This window comes from Nannocystis bainbridge, from assembly GCF_028368995.1.
In the GTDB taxonomy this organism is placed as follows: domain Bacteria; phylum Myxococcota_A; class Polyangia; order Nannocystales; family Nannocystaceae; genus Nannocystis; species Nannocystis bainbridge.
Genome location: NZ_JAQNDL010000001.1, coordinates 2,632,523 through 2,646,969, shown reverse-complemented (window position 1 = coordinate 2,646,969; position 14,447 = coordinate 2,632,523). Strand labels below are relative to the sequence as shown.

The window sequence follows — 14,447 nt, the reverse complement described above, 5'->3', positions numbered from 1 at the left end:
GGGGCGCGGGCGTTGATGCTAGGGTACGGGGGTGCGGGTCCCGCTTTGCGTGCTTCTCGGGTGGCTGCTGGCGATGCCGCCCGCCGGGGTGGTGAGGGCCGCGCCGGCCGAAAACGCGGCGACGCCGGCCGAATCGGTGCGGATCGCCGTGGTGCCGCTCAAGCTCGAGGGGCAGGTCGACGAGGCCACGCGCAAGGGTTGGGTCGTGGGCCTGCGGCGCGGGCTCGGGCGTGGCAGCTTCGCGCTGGTCGAGCAGGACGCGGCCGACCGCGCCGGCGATGCGCTCGAGCGGTTGCGCGAGGCGGGCGCGACGCACCTGGTGCGCACGTCGATCACGATGAAGAGCCGCGACTTCTTGCTCGAGCTCGAGCTGGTCGACGCGGGCTCCGGCGCGGTGCTCTTCAAGTCGCAGGAGCGGTGCGAGATCTGCGGCGTCGGCGAGGTCGCCGACCTGCTGGATTCGCAGGGCGCCCTGTTGCAGACGCGGCTGGCCGCGCTCGGGCAAGGCCCGCCGATGTTGATCCTCGACACCCGGCCGAGCGGCGCGCGGGTCCACGTCGACGGTGAGCTCGTCGGCACCACTCCGCTCGAGCGGCCGCTGCTCGCCGGGGCGCGGAAGATCCGCGTGACCATGCCGGGCTTCGTCGCCGAGGAGCGCGAGCTGACGTTCGTCGCCGGCGCGCGCGAGGACCTCGTGATCCCGCTGCAGCGCACCCCTGGCAGCCCGCGGCAGCGGGCGCTCGGCGGGGCGGCGGTCGGCGGCGGCGTGCTGCTGTTCGGCGCGGGCGTGGCCTTGCTCGCGCTCGACGACCTGCCGTTCAAGAAGCGCTGCACGGGCGCCGAGGTCGACGCCGACGGCGACTGCCGCTGGCTCTTCAACACCGGCTGGGGCGGGGCGGCGCTGGCGGTGTCGGGGGCGGTGCTGTTGACGCTGGGGATCGTCGCGCTGGTGCGCAATCGCGCGCCGCGGTCGGTCCGGAGCGCGCGGGTGCTGCCGACCGGATTGGGCGTGATGGCGCGGTTTTGAGCGCGCTGCGCCGGAGGTCACTTGCCGATCGCGGCGACCTCGGCGGCGTCCTGGCAGGTCAACACGCAGGTGGCGCGGTTGGTCGTGTTGAGGCTCTTGTCGGCGAAGCAGGAGTTGACGCAGCCGGTGAAGCTGGCGGCCGCGGCCTTGAACTTCTCCTTCGACGGACCGCCGGGCATGCTCTCGATCGCGGCCTCGGCGGCGTCGTCGCAGGTCAGCTTGCAGGTCTCGCGGTTGGTCGCCTTCTTCTCGGAGACGCAATCGCTGTAGCAGCCGCTGTAGGTGCGCACGACCGCGGCGACGTCGGTGGGCGAGCCGGTGGAGGGCTTCGGGTCGGTCGCGGTCGGGCTCGTCGGCGTGTCGGCGCCGGTGGCAGGGCGCGTCGGCTTGGGCTCGGCCGGCGGCGTGTCCTTGGTGCGGTCGACCGCGGGGACCGCCGGCGTCGGGCCAGGTTTACGCTGCTCGGCGGAGTCGTCGCAGGCGACGGCGACGAGCGCGGCGGCGAGGACGAGCCCGCGAGGAACAAGGCTCACGGCCGACCGGGCCTGCACGCGGGACTGGGTCTGACAGATCTGGGTCCTCGTGGTCATGCCCCAAGCATACACATCGTGGGGAAATTGCCCAGAAACGTTGACATTCGCGGGTGCCGGCTGGATCCTGCAAATACAAGGCTTGCGTGGAGCTGACGCCCGACAGCGACGAACCGTCGCCGGAAGTGACCTGGGCCGTGCGGCTGCAAGCGTCGCGGCTGGTGGTGCGCGAGCCGAACAAGCGCGAGGTGCCGTACCCGCTCGACGGCAAGCCGTTCCGCCTCGGTCGCGCCGACGACAACCGGATCGTCGTCAAGGCCGAGTTCGTCGCGGCGCATCAGCTGCGGTTCGAGCCGACCGGCGTCGGTGACGGCTATCGCGTCCGCGACCTCGGCGGGCCGTGCAGCCTGATGTTCAACGGACACCAGGTGTCCGAGCACGAGCTGCGCCACGGCGACGTGCTGCGGGTCGGCGATCCGTACACCGGCAGCTTCGTGACGATGACCTACCAGCGGCTGGCGCGGACGATGGCGCCGCCGGACGAGTCGGTGCCGCGCTGTCGGCTCGACCAGCCCGAGGTCACGATCGGCCGCGAGGGCTGCGAGCTGACGCTGGCGAGCTTGCTGGTGTCGCGGCGGCACGCGACCGTACGGGCATTGGCGGATGGCCACGAGGTGCGCGACCTCGGCAGCGCCAACGGCACCTTCGTCAACGGCGAGCGGGTCCAGCTCAGCAAGAAGCTGGCGCGTGGTGACATCATTCAGGTGGGGCCGTTCAAGCTGGCCTACGACGGGCGCTCGCTCGATTCGTACGACCACCGCGGGGCGATCGAGCTCAAGGCGCGGCGGCTCGTGCGGGTGGTCGGCGGCGGCAAGGTGATCCTCGACCGCGTGTCGCTGGCGATCTTGCCGCGCGAGTTCGTGGCGATCGTCGGCGGCTCGGGCGCGGGCAAGTCGACGCTGCTCGGCGCGCTGTCGGGCTTCAGCCGGGCCAGCGAGGGCGACGTGCTGGTCAACGGCGACGACTACTACGCGAACTTCGCCGCCTACCGCGGCCAGGTCGGCTACGTCCCGCAGAGCGACATCCTCCACCAGACGCTCACCGTCGACGAGGCGCTGCGCTTCACCGCCCAGCTGCGCCTGCCCGAGGACACCGGCGACGCCGAGATCGCGGCGCGGGTCGAGCGGGTGCTGGCCGACGTCGACATCGAAGACCGCCGGACCACGCGCATCAGCCAGCTGTCGGGCGGCCAGCGCAAGCGGGTCTCGATCGCCGCCGAGCTGCTGGCCGACCCGAGCCTGTTCTTCCTCGACGAGCCGACCTCGGGGCTCGACCCCGGGCTCGAGAAGCGGCTGATGTACACGCTGCGCCGGCTGGCCGACGGCGGGCGCACGATCGTGATGGTCACCCACGCGACCGCCAACATCCATCAATGCGATCACATCGCGTTCATGGCCGACGCGCGGCTGGTGTGGTTCGGGCCGCCGGCCGAGGCGCTGCAGCACTTCGGGGTCCGCAGCGGCGACTTCGCCGACATCTACACCAAGGTCGAGGGCGACGCCCACGAGTCGCACCCGCTGGTGCTCGGCGAGCTGCGCAGCGAGTACGCCCGCTGGCGCGAGGCCCACGAGCGCGGCGAGCCGTCGCTGGCCGAGCTGTGGGAGCTGCGGTTCCGCCGCTCGGACGCCCGCACGCGCTACATCGTCGAGCGTCTGGCCGGCGAGGCGCGCGGGCCCGCGGTCAAGCCGAGCAAGCTGCACAGCACGCAGAGCCGGTCGTCGATGACGATGACGGCGATGAAGGTCGGCGGCACCACGCCGGAGGACCGGCCGGAGACGGCGCGGGTGTCGGCGTGGCAGCAGTGGGTGATCCTGGTCCGCCGCAACATTCGGCTGCTGGCGGTCGACCGGCGCAACCTGGCGACCTTGCTGCTGCAGGCCCCGATCATCGGCGCGATCCTGGTGCTCGTGGCTCGCCAGGGCGCGCTGCAGGACCTCCAGAGCTCGCACGGGCGCCTGGTGCTGTTCCTCGTCGCCCTGGTCGCGGTGTGGTGCGGGATCCTGTGCTCGGCGCGCGAGCTGACCAAAGAGCGGGCCATCTACCGCCGCGAGCGGCTGGCGAACCTGCGGATCGGCCCGTACCTGCTGGCCAAGTTCGTGGTGCTGGCGGCGATCTGCCTCGTGCAGTCGATCGTGCTGCTGACGGTGCTGGCGGCCAAGGTCGACTTCTCGGCGGCGGTGACGACCTTCACCGCGAACGGGCCGGTGTCGGTGGTGCGCGGGGTCGCGGGGCTGGGGTTCTTCGGCAGCCTGCTGGTCACCACCTTCTTGAGCTCTCTGTCGGGGCTCGGCATGGGCCTCCTGCTGTCGAGCACCTCGACGACCTCCGACCGGGCGATGAGCGTGGTGCCGCTGGTGCTCGTGCCGCAGCTGCTGCTGGCGATGGCGCTGGTGTCCTTGCCGGCCGGGCTCGCGCCGCTGTCGTACGTCACCAGCGCGCGCTGGGCCATGGAGGCGTTCGGCTCGGTCACCCATTTGCAGCCGCCGCGGGACTTCGCCGCTTGCACGATCCCCGGCAACCCGCTGAGCTGCCCCGTCTACCCGACCGTCGATTACGACCCCTCGACCGCGCACGTGCTCGAGGTCTGGGGCGTGCTGCTGGCGTACACGGCGCTGTGCGTCGGCATCGCGGCGGTGGTGCTGGCGCGGCGCGACCGCGAGCGCTGACGGTCGGCCGCGCGCGGGCCAATGTGCAGACCCGCGCATATGATCAATATGTCCTGATGGACATATGTACATACTGCCGCCCGCCCGCCGCGGGCGGCCCGCCCGGCGCATAATTTCGCGGCAGAGCCTGCTCGACGGCGGCGCGGACCAGGCTCATGGTTCCCGGCACCCGTCGCATTGGACGCGACGGGTGCCACGTTGCGCGTGGATGCGAACATTCGATCGTGAGAGGAGAAGGTGTCATGATGATTTTCAATGCACTGTTCAGTGCGTGGGCCGCTCTTGCGGCGCCCGAGCAGCCGGTCGAGGCGCTGGCCGAAGAGGCGGCGGCCGCCCTGGCCGACGTCTCGATCGACGAGTTCACCGACGAGGTGGACCCGAGCGAGGCCTCGCGGTGGGAGTGTTACGACGACGACGATTTCCACGTGCGCGGCTACTGCCTGGCCCGCTGCGAGCGCGGCAATCGCTATCACCGAGTGACCGACAAGGTCCGTATCCGGGGCAACCGCGACCTCTGCGTCCGGCGCGCGAAGCAGTTCTGTCGCGGCCGCGGCGGGGTCGAGCACCGCTGCTTCGGCGAGCGCGATTGAGGTGAAGGGATGCGGCGGGCGTGACCGAGACGACCAGTGTCACGCTCGCCCGGCAGGTCCGGCGGGGGCGAGCTGCGGCTCGCCCTCGTCGGGCCTGCATTTATTCTTGGGTGCGCGGCGGCGGCGACGAATCGCGCGACCGCCGATCGCGGTGACTGTCACTCGGCCGCTTGCGGGGTGGCTTCGACGGCCATCAGCGTGGCGAGCAGCAGCTGCGCCAGCAGGTCGCGCAGATCTTCGCGGGGGAGGTCGCGGCGAGCCAGCCAGTCGAGGCTCGAGCCCTCGACGCAGCCGACCCACCCGCGCAGGGCCAGGCGCACGCGCGGCGGCATCTCGGACAGGCCGAGGCGGCCGGCCAGGCGGGCGACGAAGCGGGCGCGCGTGTCCTCGACGATCGCCGCGACCTCGGCGTCGTGGCCGACGCCGCTGCGCATCAGGGCCACGTAGGCGCTGGCGTGCTCCTCGGCGAACTGTAGATATTGGTCGAGCGCGGCCAGCAGCGCCTCGGGGTCGGGGCCGTGCCCGGCCGGGTCGGTGCGGGCGAGCAGCGACTCGGCGGCGCTGCGCACGGTCGCGGCGTAGAAATCGCGCTTGCTCGAGAAATAGTGATAGAGCAGCCCCTTGGAGATCCCGGCCGCGCTGGCGATGTCGTCGATCGACAGCTCGTCGTAGCTGCGCTCGCTGAACAGGCGCAGGCCCAGCGCGACGAGCTGGGCCCGACGCTCGTCGACCTGCAGCCGCGCGCGTTCGCGGGTCTCATCCGGTTCGCGGCGGGGCGCCCTGGCCACGGTCCACGGTACCCGAAGACGCGGCCGGCGCGGGCAAGAAGTCGCGCGGCCGATTTCGAAGTTCTCCGACGGATTTAGCGGGCTCTGCGCTGATCCCGAACATCGACACCGTCAGGACGATCATCACGCCCGCGAACACGTGGAGGCCCATGAAGACCCCGATGCCGGCGTGCATCGCCGCGACCGCGGCCACCCACCCGCGGCGCGTGACCGCCGGCCAGACAAACACCGCGTAGCCGATCTCGACGACCAGCACCGACCAGCCGGCCACGGTCGCCAGCCACGGCACGTGGGCCAGCCAGGTGAAGTCCAGCAGCGCGTAGCCCTGGGCCACGAGCGAGCGCCAGATCGCCTCGCCGTCACGCCATTGCTGCCCGAGCGCCTTTTCCAGGCCGGACAGCAGATAGGCGAGACAGAGGTGGAGCTGCATCACGCGGATCGCCAGGCGCGTGCCGGCGGTCGGGAGGTCATGCGCCCGACCGGCCCGCCGGTCGAGCGACAGCGCGGCGCCGCCGGGGGCGACGGTCGAATAGAACAGGAAGATGTTGGCGAAGTCGTCGGCGCCGTAGTTGGTGTGCGGGGCCAGGCGCATGAACACGAAGTGCAGCAGCCAGGCGGCGCAGGTGCTGGCGCGGGTGCGCCAGCCGAGCAGCATGCCGACCAGGCTGGCGACGTAGAGCGCGCCGAGGACCGCCAGGACCTGCGACTCGAACGGCGACGCCAGCAGCTCGCCGAGCCGCGGCAGGTGGCCGGACACGAAGCTGTCCTTGAGCGGGCCGCGCAGCAGGCCGCGGTGGTGATAGAGCGCGTGATAGAGCGGCGCGATCTGCAGCGCCTGGGCCAGCAGGACCGCCGCGAGGCCGATGCGCAGGGCCACCAGCGGGGCCGGGCGCGCGGGCGCGAAGCAGAAGCGATCGACCGCGCGGGCGAGCGCGTGAAGTCGAGCCTTCATGGTTCACCTCCGCCCGGGCGGACCACGCGGGCCCGGTAGACCGAGCGCCAGCGGGTGGGGGCGCCGCGGCTGGCGGCCACCAGCGAGGGCACGCGATGAAAGCCCATGTCGACGGTGACGCTGCGCGCCGACGGGTGGCGCGAGAACAGCTCCGCGGCCCACGAGGCGGCCAGGCGGGCGCGCACGGCCTCGTCGATGCGGCGGTTGTGGAACACCTCGATGAGGTCCTCGACGCGGATGTCGGCCTCGCGGGTGATCCGCGGCGCGAGGCTCTCGAGGCGGGCGCGGCCTTCGTCGTCGACGATCGTCAGCGTCAGGGTCGGCGGGTCGCCGACCGAGGGCGCGTAGAAACCGTAGCCGCTGTCGGCCCCGGTCAGCGCGGCGTAATACGTCAAGAGCGGCCCGAGCGGGCCGGCGCCCCACAGGCAGAAGCCGAGCCCGCCGAGCACGACGAGCGCGAGGTGGAAGGCGGCGGCGCCGAGCAGCAAGATGCGGGTCCGGAGGATCATGCGGTGTCTCCGACGAGGCGACGGCCGGCCGCGCCCGCGATGGAGATCGCGGGCGCGGTCGGCCGCAGCGTTCGTCTAGTGGCGACCCCACCCGTCGCGACCGCCGTGGCGGCGGCGGCCCCAGCCGTCGTCGTCGTGGCGGCGCCGACGGCCCCAGCCGTCGTCGTCGTCGTGGCCGTGACGCCGGCGGCCCCAGCCGTCGTCGTCGTCGTGCCCGCGGCGGCGCTCCTCGTCGGCGCTGACCTCCTCCTCGTCGTCGGTCAGCTCGTCGACCGTCTGGCCGTCGACCTGACCCGCCTCGGGTTCGTCTTCGTCGACCGGCTCGACGGCCAGCGCCTCCTCGTCGATCGCCTCAGTCTCGTCGCACGCGGTCGTCGCGAATGCGGCCGCGAGCGCGAAGATCGTCGTATGAATCCAGGTGTATTCGTTGATTCTCATTCGCATGACAACTCCTCCTCCACCCATTTGCCAGTGGCGGACCGGTAGCTTCTATGCGTCGGGTCGAGGGCGGCATCAAGCGGGCTCAGTCGCGAATCATGGCACCAGGCGAGCGAGCATTCGGCGGACGCTCGCTCGGATGGCGGCCCCGCCGGGCAGCTCGCGCGGGCGCGAAGGCGAGGATGTACGCGCGCGAGGGCGGGCGCGGAGCGGGCGGGCTGCGTCGCCGACGATCGGCGCTATGCCGCCGGCCATGCCCAGGCCCGTCGCCTCGCTGTTGCCGCTCGCCTCGCGCCGGCTGTTCGCCACCGTCGACATCGCCTCGCTGGCGTGCTTCCGGGTGCTGTTCGGCCTCCTGATGTTCGTCGAGGTGTGGCGCGACCTGCCCGACATCGGCCCGCTCTACATCGAGCCGGAGTTCCACTTCACGTTCTTCGCCCTCGACTGGGTGCGGCCGCTCGCCGGCGACGGCATGCACGTGGTGTTCGGGGTGCTCGGGCTGGCGGCGCTGTGCGTGACGATCGGGCTGTGGTACCGCACGGCCGCGGCGGTGTTCTTCGTCGGCATCTCGTACGTGTTCCTGCTCGAGCAGAGCTGTTACCTCAATCACATCTATCTGCTGGCGCTGGTCAGCTTCTTGATGATGTTCGTGCCGGCGCACCGGGCCGCGTCGGTCGACGCCTGGCTGCGGCCGCGGCTGCGCGCCGATACGGCCCCGGCGTGGGCGCTGTGGCTGCTGCGGGCGCAGATCGGGATCCCGTACTTCTACGCCGGGCTGGCCAAGCTGAACCCCGACTGGCTGCGCGGCGAGCCGATGCGCACGTGGCTGGCCGAGAGCGCCGACCTGCCGCTCGCCGGGCCGCTGCTGCGCGAGTGGTGGGCGCCGTACTTCTTCAGCTGGGGCGGGCTCGGGTTCGATCTGCTGGTGGTGCCGGCGCTGCTGTGGCGACCGACGCGCGCGCTCGCCTACGTGCTGGCGCTGAGCTTCCACCTGATCAACGCGGCGGTGTTCTCGATCGGCATCTTCCCGTGGGTGATGATCGCGGCGACCACGATCTTCTTCGAACCGGACTGGCCGCGCCGGCTGTGGAACCGCGTCGCGGCCCGCGTCGGCGCGCCGCCGTCGCCGGCGCCGATCGTCGCCGGTCCGCCGGCTCACCTCGGGCGCGCGCAGCGGGCGACGCTGGTGGCCCTGGGGCTTTATGTCGGCTGGCAGCTGCTGTTCCCGCTGCGCCACTGGCTTTATCCGGGCGACGTGGCGTGGACCGAGGAGGGCCACAAGTTCGCGTGGCGCATGAAGCTGCGCGACAAGAACGGCTACGTCCGCTTCTTCGCCAGTGATCCCGAGCTCGGCGCGTCGTGGAAGATCGACCTGGCCGGACGTCTGCCGGGCTGGCAGCGCCAGGAGATGAGCGGCCGGCCAGAGATGATCCTGCAGTACGCCCGCTTCCTCGCCGACGACCTGCGGGCGCGCGGGCACGCGGCGATCGAGGTCCGCGTGGTCGCGCTGGTGTCGCTCAACGGGCGCAGGCCGCAGTTGATGATCGATCCGTCCGTCGACCTCGCGCGGGTCGAACCGTCGCTCTGGCCGAGCCTGTGGATCGTGCATCCGACCTTCGACGACTGAGGGCGGTTTCGCGCGCTGTGCTGTGACGGGGGCGCTGAGACCCGCCACAGAGGGTTCCGAGCGGCTATTGACTCTGATTCAATAGGCGGTACGCTCGATGCGCACAGGAGGTTCTCGATGCAGCACGCCCCCGCCGACCTGGGACCCATCAAGCCGCGAGCGATGGAATTCGACCTCGACGATCTGCCGCGCCACTGGATGGCCGGGCTGCCGGTGTCGACGGCCATCGGCAACGCGCTGCACCTGATCTTCCCGATGGGCGAGCGCTTCTTCGTGCGGGCCGTCCGCCACTACATGGGCGCGATCGACGACCCGACGCTGCGCGAGCAGATCCGCGGGTTCTTCGGCCAGGAGGGCCGCCACGCGCACGAGCACGAGCGCGTGTTCGAGATCTTGCGCGGCCAGGGCTACGACATCGACACGTTCCTGCGGGTGTACAAGCGCGTGGCGTTCGACTTCATCGAGCGCATCAGCCCGCCGGCGCTGCGCCTGTCGGTGACGGCGGCGCTCGAGCACTACACGGCGATCATGGCCGAGGGGGCGCTGACGGACCAGGGCACGCTGGCGGTGGTGCACCCGAAGATGCAGCGGCTGCTCCGCTGGCACGCGGCCGAGGAGATCGAGCACAAGGCGGTGGCCTTCGACGTGCTGAAGCAGGTGCGCCCGAGCTATGCGCTGCGGATGGCCGGGATGGCGCTGGCGACGACGCTGCTGGGGGCGTTCTGGCTGGCGGGCGCGGTGATGCTGATGCGCCAGGAGAAGGACCTGAGCCTGCGCGAGGCGCTGCGCCAGCTGCGAGCGACGCAGCAGCGCGAGCCGATCATCCGCCGGGTGTTCCTCCGCGGGCTGCGCGAGTACCTGCGCCCGAGCTTCCACCCGTGGGACAACGACAACCTCGAGCTGGCCCGCCGCAACTTCCGCCTGCTGGAAGACGAGGCGGCGTGACGCCGCGGCGGCCTGTCCCGCGGGACAGGTCGTAACTGCGCATCACATGTCCTGCGGGACATGTCGTCGGCGCGCGCTCGTGCGCGTCACGGCGGCCCCGCACGCCGCCGAGCCGCGCGGCGGCGACGGCTCGCGCGCGCCGGGTCGGCGTTCGCCGGGCGCGACGCGAGGCCGGCTTGACGGTCGCGAGGTCCCGGTCCACGAACCGCGACGACCGCAGGGTCGGGAGGGGTTCATGGCGCAGGGCGCATTCGTGGTGGACGCGAGGAAGCACAGCATCTCGGGCGGGGCCGCCCTCGACACCGCGATCGCGCTGTCGCCGGGGCAGCTGCTGGTGATCCACGTCGATCCCGAGGACACGTGGAGCGCCGGCGTGGCCGACCGGACCTCGAACGCGAACGGCCTCGGCAACCCGCTGGGCGGCGACTACGGGCTGTTCGGCCGCGGCGCCCAGGCGTTCTTGTACGGCGCGCTGGTCGGCAGCCTCGACGGCGGCGCCACGTTCTTCGGCGTCGGCACCCACCTGAGCATGACGATCCTGACCGAGGGCACGCTGCTGTTTTATTATTGGGACTCGAACCACGAGGACAACTCGGGGCAGATCCGCGTCAGCGTCCAGGTTTACGACGGGCCGCGGAGCTGAAAGACATGGCCCCGAGGTGGCATGTCCTCGAGGACATGCCCTGAAGGACATGCATCAGCGCTTGCCGCCGAGGCCGATGACGACCACGCCGGACAGGATCACCGCGGTCGCCAGCCAGGTCAGCGGGCCGACCGGCTCGCTGGCCAGAGCGGCGCCGAGCACGATGGCGACCACCGGGTTGACGTAGGCGTAGCTGTTGGCGACGGCGGGCCGGGTCCGGCGCAGCAGGTAGCCGTAGGCGGTGAAGCCGATCAGCGAGCCGCTGACGACCAGGTGGAGCACGGCCGCCATGGACCTGGCCGAAGGGACAGCCGGTGCCTCGCCCAGCAGGGCGGCGATGCCGGCCATCATCACGCCGCCGGCCAGCATCTGGGTGGCGGCGGCCATCGGCCCGGCCGGCAGCGGGCGAGAGCGGCCGAGGACCACGCCGAGGGCCCAGCAGACCGGGGCGAGCAGGACCAGCAGCGCGCCGAGGCCGGCGCCCGCGAGCTCGCCGCCGAGCTGAAGGATGGCGACGCCGGCGAAGCCGAGGCCGAGGCCCAGCCACTCGCGGGTGGTCGGCGGCTGCCCGGCGGCGCGGCCGAACAGGGCGGCCCACAGCGGCATGGTCCCGACCACCAGCGCGACCAGGCCGGAGCTGACCCACTGCTCGCCGAGCACCACGAAGCCGTTGCCGGCCACGAACAGCAGCGCGCCGGTGAGGAACGAGGTGCGCCACTCGGCGGCGGTCGGCTTGGGCGCGCCGAACAGGCGCAGCGCCGCGTAGAGCCCGCCGCCGGCGATCAGGAACCGCATGGCCCCGAGCGAGAACGGCGGGATCGTCTCGAGCGCGACGCGGATCGCCAGGTAGGTCGAGCCCCACAGGAAATACACCGCGAGCATCGCCGCGACGATCATCATCGGCGGCCTCGCGCGCGCCGGGCGGGTCGCGGAGGCGGCGGCCCGGTCCCAGGCGATCCGCACGGGCGGGGCGATCCAGACGCCGGAGGAGGAAGCCATGGCCACAGCATGGGCCGGCGACCCCGACCGTAACAGATGCAGAAGGACCGAGATGGTACCGGTACAGTTGCAGTTCGCTGCAACTGTGCCGGCCGGGCGCCGGCCGGGCTGTGCTGGTCCCACCCGCCGCGGCGAGGTAGGCTGGTGTCGTGGACGCGGGGGCGTTGCTCTACGAGCGGGTGGCGGCCCACGTGGCCGGGCTCATCGAGCGCGGGGCGCTGCGCCCGGGCGACCGCGTGCCGTCGGTGCGGCGCCTGAGCAAGCAGCAGGGCGTCAGCGTGTCGACGGTGATCCAGGCCTACCAGCACCTCGAGGGCAGCGGCCTGATCGAGGCGCGGCCGCAGTCGGGCCACTACGTGCGCCGGCGCTGCGCGACGCTGCCCGAGCCGCGGGCGCCGCGGACCTCGACGACGGCCTCGAAGGTGTCGGTGGCGAGCCTGGTGGCCAAGGTCTACGGGGCCACCCGCGACCCGCACATCGTGCCGTTCGGGGCGGCCACGCCGAGCCCGGAGCTGCTGCCGACCGACCGCCTCAACGCCACCCTGGCGCGGATCGCCCGCGCGTCGGGGGCTGTCGGCGTGTCCTACGATCCGCCGCCCGGCTGCCCGGCGCTGCGGCGACAGATCGCCCGCCGCGCGGTCGAACGCGGCTGCGCCGTCACGGCCGACGACGTGGTCACCACCGTCGGCGCGATGGAGGCGCTGGGCCTGTGCCTGCGCGTGGTGGCCCAGCCGGGCGACACGGTGGCGATCGAGAGCCCGCTGTACTTCGGCCTGCTGCAGCTGATCGAGGGCCTGCGGATCCGCGCGCTCGAGATCCCGTGCCAGCCGGGCACCGGGATGGATCTCGACGCGCTCGAGGAGGCGCTGGCGGCCCACAAGATCAAGGCGGTGCTGTGCTTGCCGGTGGTCAGCCAGCCGCTCGGAGCGTCGATGCGCGACGCGGCCAAGCAGCGGCTGGTCGAGATGCTGGCGCGCCGCGACATCCCGCTGATCGAGGACGACATCTACGGCGAGCTTTACTTCGGCCAGGCGATGCCGCGCCCGGCCAAGGCGTTCGACGAGGCCGGGCTGGTGATGCTGTGCTCGTCGTTCACCAAGACGCTGGCGCCCGGCTACCGGGTCGGCTACGCGATGCCGGGCCGGTTCCGCGAGCAGGTCGAGCAGCTCAAGTTCGCCAACAGCGTGGCGACGCCGACGCTGCCGCAGCTGGCGATCGCCGACTTCGTCGAGAACGGCGGCTACGAGCACCACCTGCGGGCGATGCGGCGCAAGCTGCAGGCCCAGGTCGAGCAGGTCAGCGCGGCGATCGCCGAGCACTTCCCCGCCGGCACCCGGGTGTCGCGCCCGGCCGGCGGCTTCGTGCTGTGGGTCGAGCTGCCGCCGGGCACGCCGGCGCTCGAGCTGCACGCGCGCGCCCTGGCCCACGGCATCAGCGTCGCGCCCGGGCCGATCTTCTCGGCCAAGCCGCGGTTCGCCAACTGCATCCGCATGAGCTGCGGCTACCCGTGGTCCGACCTGCTGGCCCACGCGGTCCGCACCCTCGGCAAGCTGGCCCGCGAGGTCGCCGAACGCCCCGGACCCGAGCTCGGGTAATGATTTGAAGAGTGTCTGTCAGGACATGTTCTCGAAAACATGTCGTAATGACCCTGTCCTTTGGGTCATGTCTTTAAAAACATGTAGAGCGTGCTCGGCGAGGTGCGGCGGGCCACGGCCAGGCGGGCGCCGCCGGCGGTCAGGGCCACCGCGGTGCTGGTGGTCCGGCCCTCCCAGCGGAACGTGAACGGCTCGGCGTCGCCGGCGAGGGCGGCCGCGCTGACGCGCAGGTGGGTGTCGGAGTCGCGGGCGGTGACTGCGACGTGGCTGCCGTCGGGCGAGACGGCCAGGTCCTCGGGGAAGCGGTCGCCCCACAGCGCGCGCAGGCCGAGCGGGCGCGGCTCGGCGGCGCCCCATTCGAGCAGCACGAGGTCGGCGTGCTGGTCGCTCACGGCCACGAGGCCGCCCGGGGCCGCGCGCACGGGGCTGTAGACGAACACCCCGGGCAGCGGCCGGATCGGCGTCGGTCGTAGATCGGAGCCGGCCGGATCGAGGTCGATCGTCTGCAGCTGGAGCGGGCTCGAGACCCGGCTGGTGAACCATAGCTGGCCGCTGTCGGGCCGGAAGCCGAGCTCGACGAGCACGCTGGCGCGCACGCTGGCGCGCCGGGTCGGCTGCGCATCGCCGAGGTACCACAGCTCGAGATCGTCGAGGTGCTTGTGCAGCGCCAGCCAGCGGCCGTCGGGCGAGGCGGCGATCTGCGTGAGGCCCTTCTTGTCGCCGTCGATCGAGAGGGTCGCCTTGCCGACGCCGGCCTCGGCGAGCTCGTGGCGCTGGATGGTCTTACCGGCGACGAACAGCGCGCCGTCGCCGGCGAAGGCGAGGTCGTGACGGAGGAAGCGCGGGGCCCCGAGCGGCGCGAGGTCGCTGCACTGCAGCAGCTGCACGCTGTTCTTCTTGTCGCCGGTCAGCAGCGCCAGGCGCTCGCCGTCGGGCGAGAAGCGCAGCTGCGCGATCGCGGTGTCGATGGGCCGCCGGTGCTCGAGTCGGTAGTGCATCGTCGCGGCGACGACGCTACCACGGGCCGGACGGCCGCGCCGTCGCAGGCCGCGGCAGCAGTCGCTCAGTCGCTTCATGG

Annotated in this window: 14 protein-coding genes; 7 read left to right on the top strand and 7 right to left on the bottom strand. The window is 72.1% G+C overall.

Annotated features, from left to right (window positions below; all coding sequences use genetic code 11):
- Window positions 1-31: 31 nt before the first annotated feature.
- Complete coding sequence (locus tag POL25_RS44200) at window positions 32-1,027, top strand: PEGA domain-containing protein (RefSeq protein WP_272085792.1); 996 nt, start codon at window positions 32-34, stop codon at window positions 1,025-1,027.
- A 17-nt stretch (window positions 1,028-1,044) separates the two neighbouring features.
- Here POL25_RS44200 and POL25_RS10400 read toward each other — a convergent pair whose 3' ends face one another.
- On the bottom strand, window positions 1,045-1,617 hold the full coding sequence (locus POL25_RS10400; protein WP_272085790.1) for a hypothetical protein: 573 nt from the start codon (window positions 1,615-1,617) through the stop codon (window positions 1,045-1,047).
- Window positions 1,618-1,703: 86 nt separating this feature from the next.
- Here POL25_RS10400 and POL25_RS10395 point away from each other — a divergent pair, with 86 nt between their 5' ends.
- Together POL25_RS10395 and POL25_RS10390 are read left to right on the top strand one after the other, a co-directional pair.
- Window positions 1,704-4,283 (top strand): ATP-binding cassette domain-containing protein, encoded by a 2,580-nt coding sequence (locus POL25_RS10395; RefSeq protein WP_272085789.1) that lies wholly within the window; start codon window positions 1,704-1,706, stop codon window positions 4,281-4,283.
- 242 nt (window positions 4,284-4,525) lie between these two features.
- Window positions 4,526-4,873, top strand: a complete 348-nt coding sequence (locus POL25_RS10390) for a hypothetical protein (protein WP_272085788.1) — start codon at window positions 4,526-4,528, stop codon at window positions 4,871-4,873.
- Between the two features lie 158 nt (window positions 4,874-5,031).
- Here POL25_RS10390 and POL25_RS10385 read toward each other — a convergent pair whose 3' ends face one another.
- The 4 genes from POL25_RS10385 to POL25_RS10370 all read right to left on the bottom strand — a co-directional run bounded on the left by POL25_RS10385 (window position 5,032) and on the right by POL25_RS10370 (window position 7,566).
- Window positions 5,032-5,661, bottom strand: a complete 630-nt coding sequence (locus POL25_RS10385; RefSeq protein ID WP_272085787.1) for a TetR/AcrR family transcriptional regulator — start codon at window positions 5,659-5,661, stop codon at window positions 5,032-5,034.
- Window positions 5,630-6,613 carry an HTTM domain-containing protein gene (locus POL25_RS10380; protein ID WP_272085786.1) on the bottom strand — a complete coding sequence of 328 codons (984 nt, stop codon included), beginning with the start codon at window positions 6,611-6,613 and terminating at the stop codon, window positions 5,630-5,632. The genes POL25_RS10385 and POL25_RS10380 overlap by 32 nt, the downstream gene beginning before the upstream one ends.
- The gene (locus tag POL25_RS10375; RefSeq protein ID WP_272085785.1) at window positions 6,610-7,122 is read right to left on the bottom strand and encodes a hypothetical protein; all 513 of its coding nucleotides are present in this window, start codon (window positions 7,120-7,122) and stop codon (window positions 6,610-6,612) included. The genes POL25_RS10380 and POL25_RS10375 overlap by 4 nt, the downstream gene beginning before the upstream one ends.
- A gap of 75 nt (window positions 7,123-7,197) precedes the next feature.
- Complete coding sequence (locus POL25_RS10370; protein WP_272085784.1) at window positions 7,198-7,566, bottom strand: hypothetical protein; 369 nt, start codon at window positions 7,564-7,566, stop codon at window positions 7,198-7,200.
- 247 nt (window positions 7,567-7,813) lie between these two features.
- Here POL25_RS10370 and POL25_RS10365 point away from each other — a divergent pair, with 247 nt between their 5' ends.
- The 3 genes from POL25_RS10365 (at window position 7,814) to POL25_RS10355 (ending at window position 10,775) form a co-directional block, all read left to right on the top strand.
- Window positions 7,814-9,187, top strand: a complete 1,374-nt coding sequence (locus tag POL25_RS10365) for an HTTM domain-containing protein (RefSeq protein ID WP_272085783.1) — start codon at window positions 7,814-7,816, stop codon at window positions 9,185-9,187.
- A gap of 117 nt (window positions 9,188-9,304) precedes the next feature.
- A complete protein-coding gene (locus POL25_RS10360; RefSeq protein ID WP_272085782.1) occupies window positions 9,305-10,132 on the top strand; it encodes a metal-dependent hydrolase in 828 nt (275 codons plus the stop codon).
- A 235-nt stretch (window positions 10,133-10,367) separates the two neighbouring features.
- A complete protein-coding gene (locus POL25_RS10355) occupies window positions 10,368-10,775 on the top strand; it encodes a hypothetical protein (protein ID WP_272085781.1) in 408 nt (135 codons plus the stop codon).
- 54 nt (window positions 10,776-10,829) lie between these two features.
- On the opposite strand, the gene yedA is transcribed toward POL25_RS10355, so the two are convergent.
- A complete protein-coding gene (yedA, locus tag POL25_RS10350; RefSeq protein ID WP_272085780.1) occupies window positions 10,830-11,774 on the bottom strand; it encodes a drug/metabolite exporter YedA in 945 nt (314 codons plus the stop codon).
- 149 nt (window positions 11,775-11,923) lie between these two features.
- On the opposite strand from yedA, the gene POL25_RS10345 reads away from it, so the two are divergent.
- Window positions 11,924-13,369 carry an aminotransferase-like domain-containing protein gene (locus POL25_RS10345; protein ID WP_272085779.1) on the top strand — a complete coding sequence of 482 codons (1,446 nt, stop codon included), beginning with the start codon at window positions 11,924-11,926 and terminating at the stop codon, window positions 13,367-13,369.
- Between the two features lie 65 nt (window positions 13,370-13,434).
- Here POL25_RS10345 and POL25_RS10340 read toward each other — a convergent pair whose 3' ends face one another.
- Window positions 13,435-14,445 (bottom strand): WD40 repeat domain-containing protein, encoded by a 1,011-nt coding sequence (locus POL25_RS10340; protein ID WP_272085778.1) that lies wholly within the window; start codon window positions 14,443-14,445, stop codon window positions 13,435-13,437.
- Window positions 14,446-14,447: the final 2 nt, after the last annotated feature.

What these genes read in the sequence shown, in the direction of transcription:
- POL25_RS10360 (WP_272085782.1), top strand. Translation starts at nt 9,305, where the DNA reads ATGCAGCACGCCCCCGCCGACCTGGGACCCATCAAGCCGCGAGCGATG.
- POL25_RS10375 (WP_272085785.1), bottom strand. Translation starts at nt 7,122, where the DNA reads ATGATCCTCCGGACCCGCATCTTGCTGCTCGGCGCCGCCGCCTTCCAC.
- POL25_RS10355 (WP_272085781.1), top strand. Translation starts at nt 10,368, where the DNA reads ATGGCGCAGGGCGCATTCGTGGTGGACGCGAGGAAGCACAGCATCTCG.
- POL25_RS10390 (WP_272085788.1), top strand. Translation starts at nt 4,526, where the DNA reads ATGATGATTTTCAATGCACTGTTCAGTGCGTGGGCCGCTCTTGCGGCG.
- POL25_RS10370 (WP_272085784.1), bottom strand. Translation starts at nt 7,566, where the DNA reads ATGCGAATGAGAATCAACGAATACACCTGGATTCATACGACGATCTTC.
- yedA (WP_272085780.1), bottom strand. Translation starts at nt 11,774, where the DNA reads ATGGCTTCCTCCTCCGGCGTCTGGATCGCCCCGCCCGTGCGGATCGCC.
- POL25_RS10400 (WP_272085790.1), bottom strand. Translation starts at nt 1,617, where the DNA reads ATGACCACGAGGACCCAGATCTGTCAGACCCAGTCCCGCGTGCAGGCC.
- POL25_RS10380 (WP_272085786.1), bottom strand. Translation starts at nt 6,613, where the DNA reads ATGAAGGCTCGACTTCACGCGCTCGCCCGCGCGGTCGATCGCTTCTGC.
- POL25_RS10365 (WP_272085783.1), top strand. Translation starts at nt 7,814, where the DNA reads ATGCCCAGGCCCGTCGCCTCGCTGTTGCCGCTCGCCTCGCGCCGGCTG.
- POL25_RS10340 (WP_272085778.1), bottom strand. Translation starts at nt 14,445, where the DNA reads ATGAAGCGACTGAGCGACTGCTGCCGCGGCCTGCGACGGCGCGGCCGT.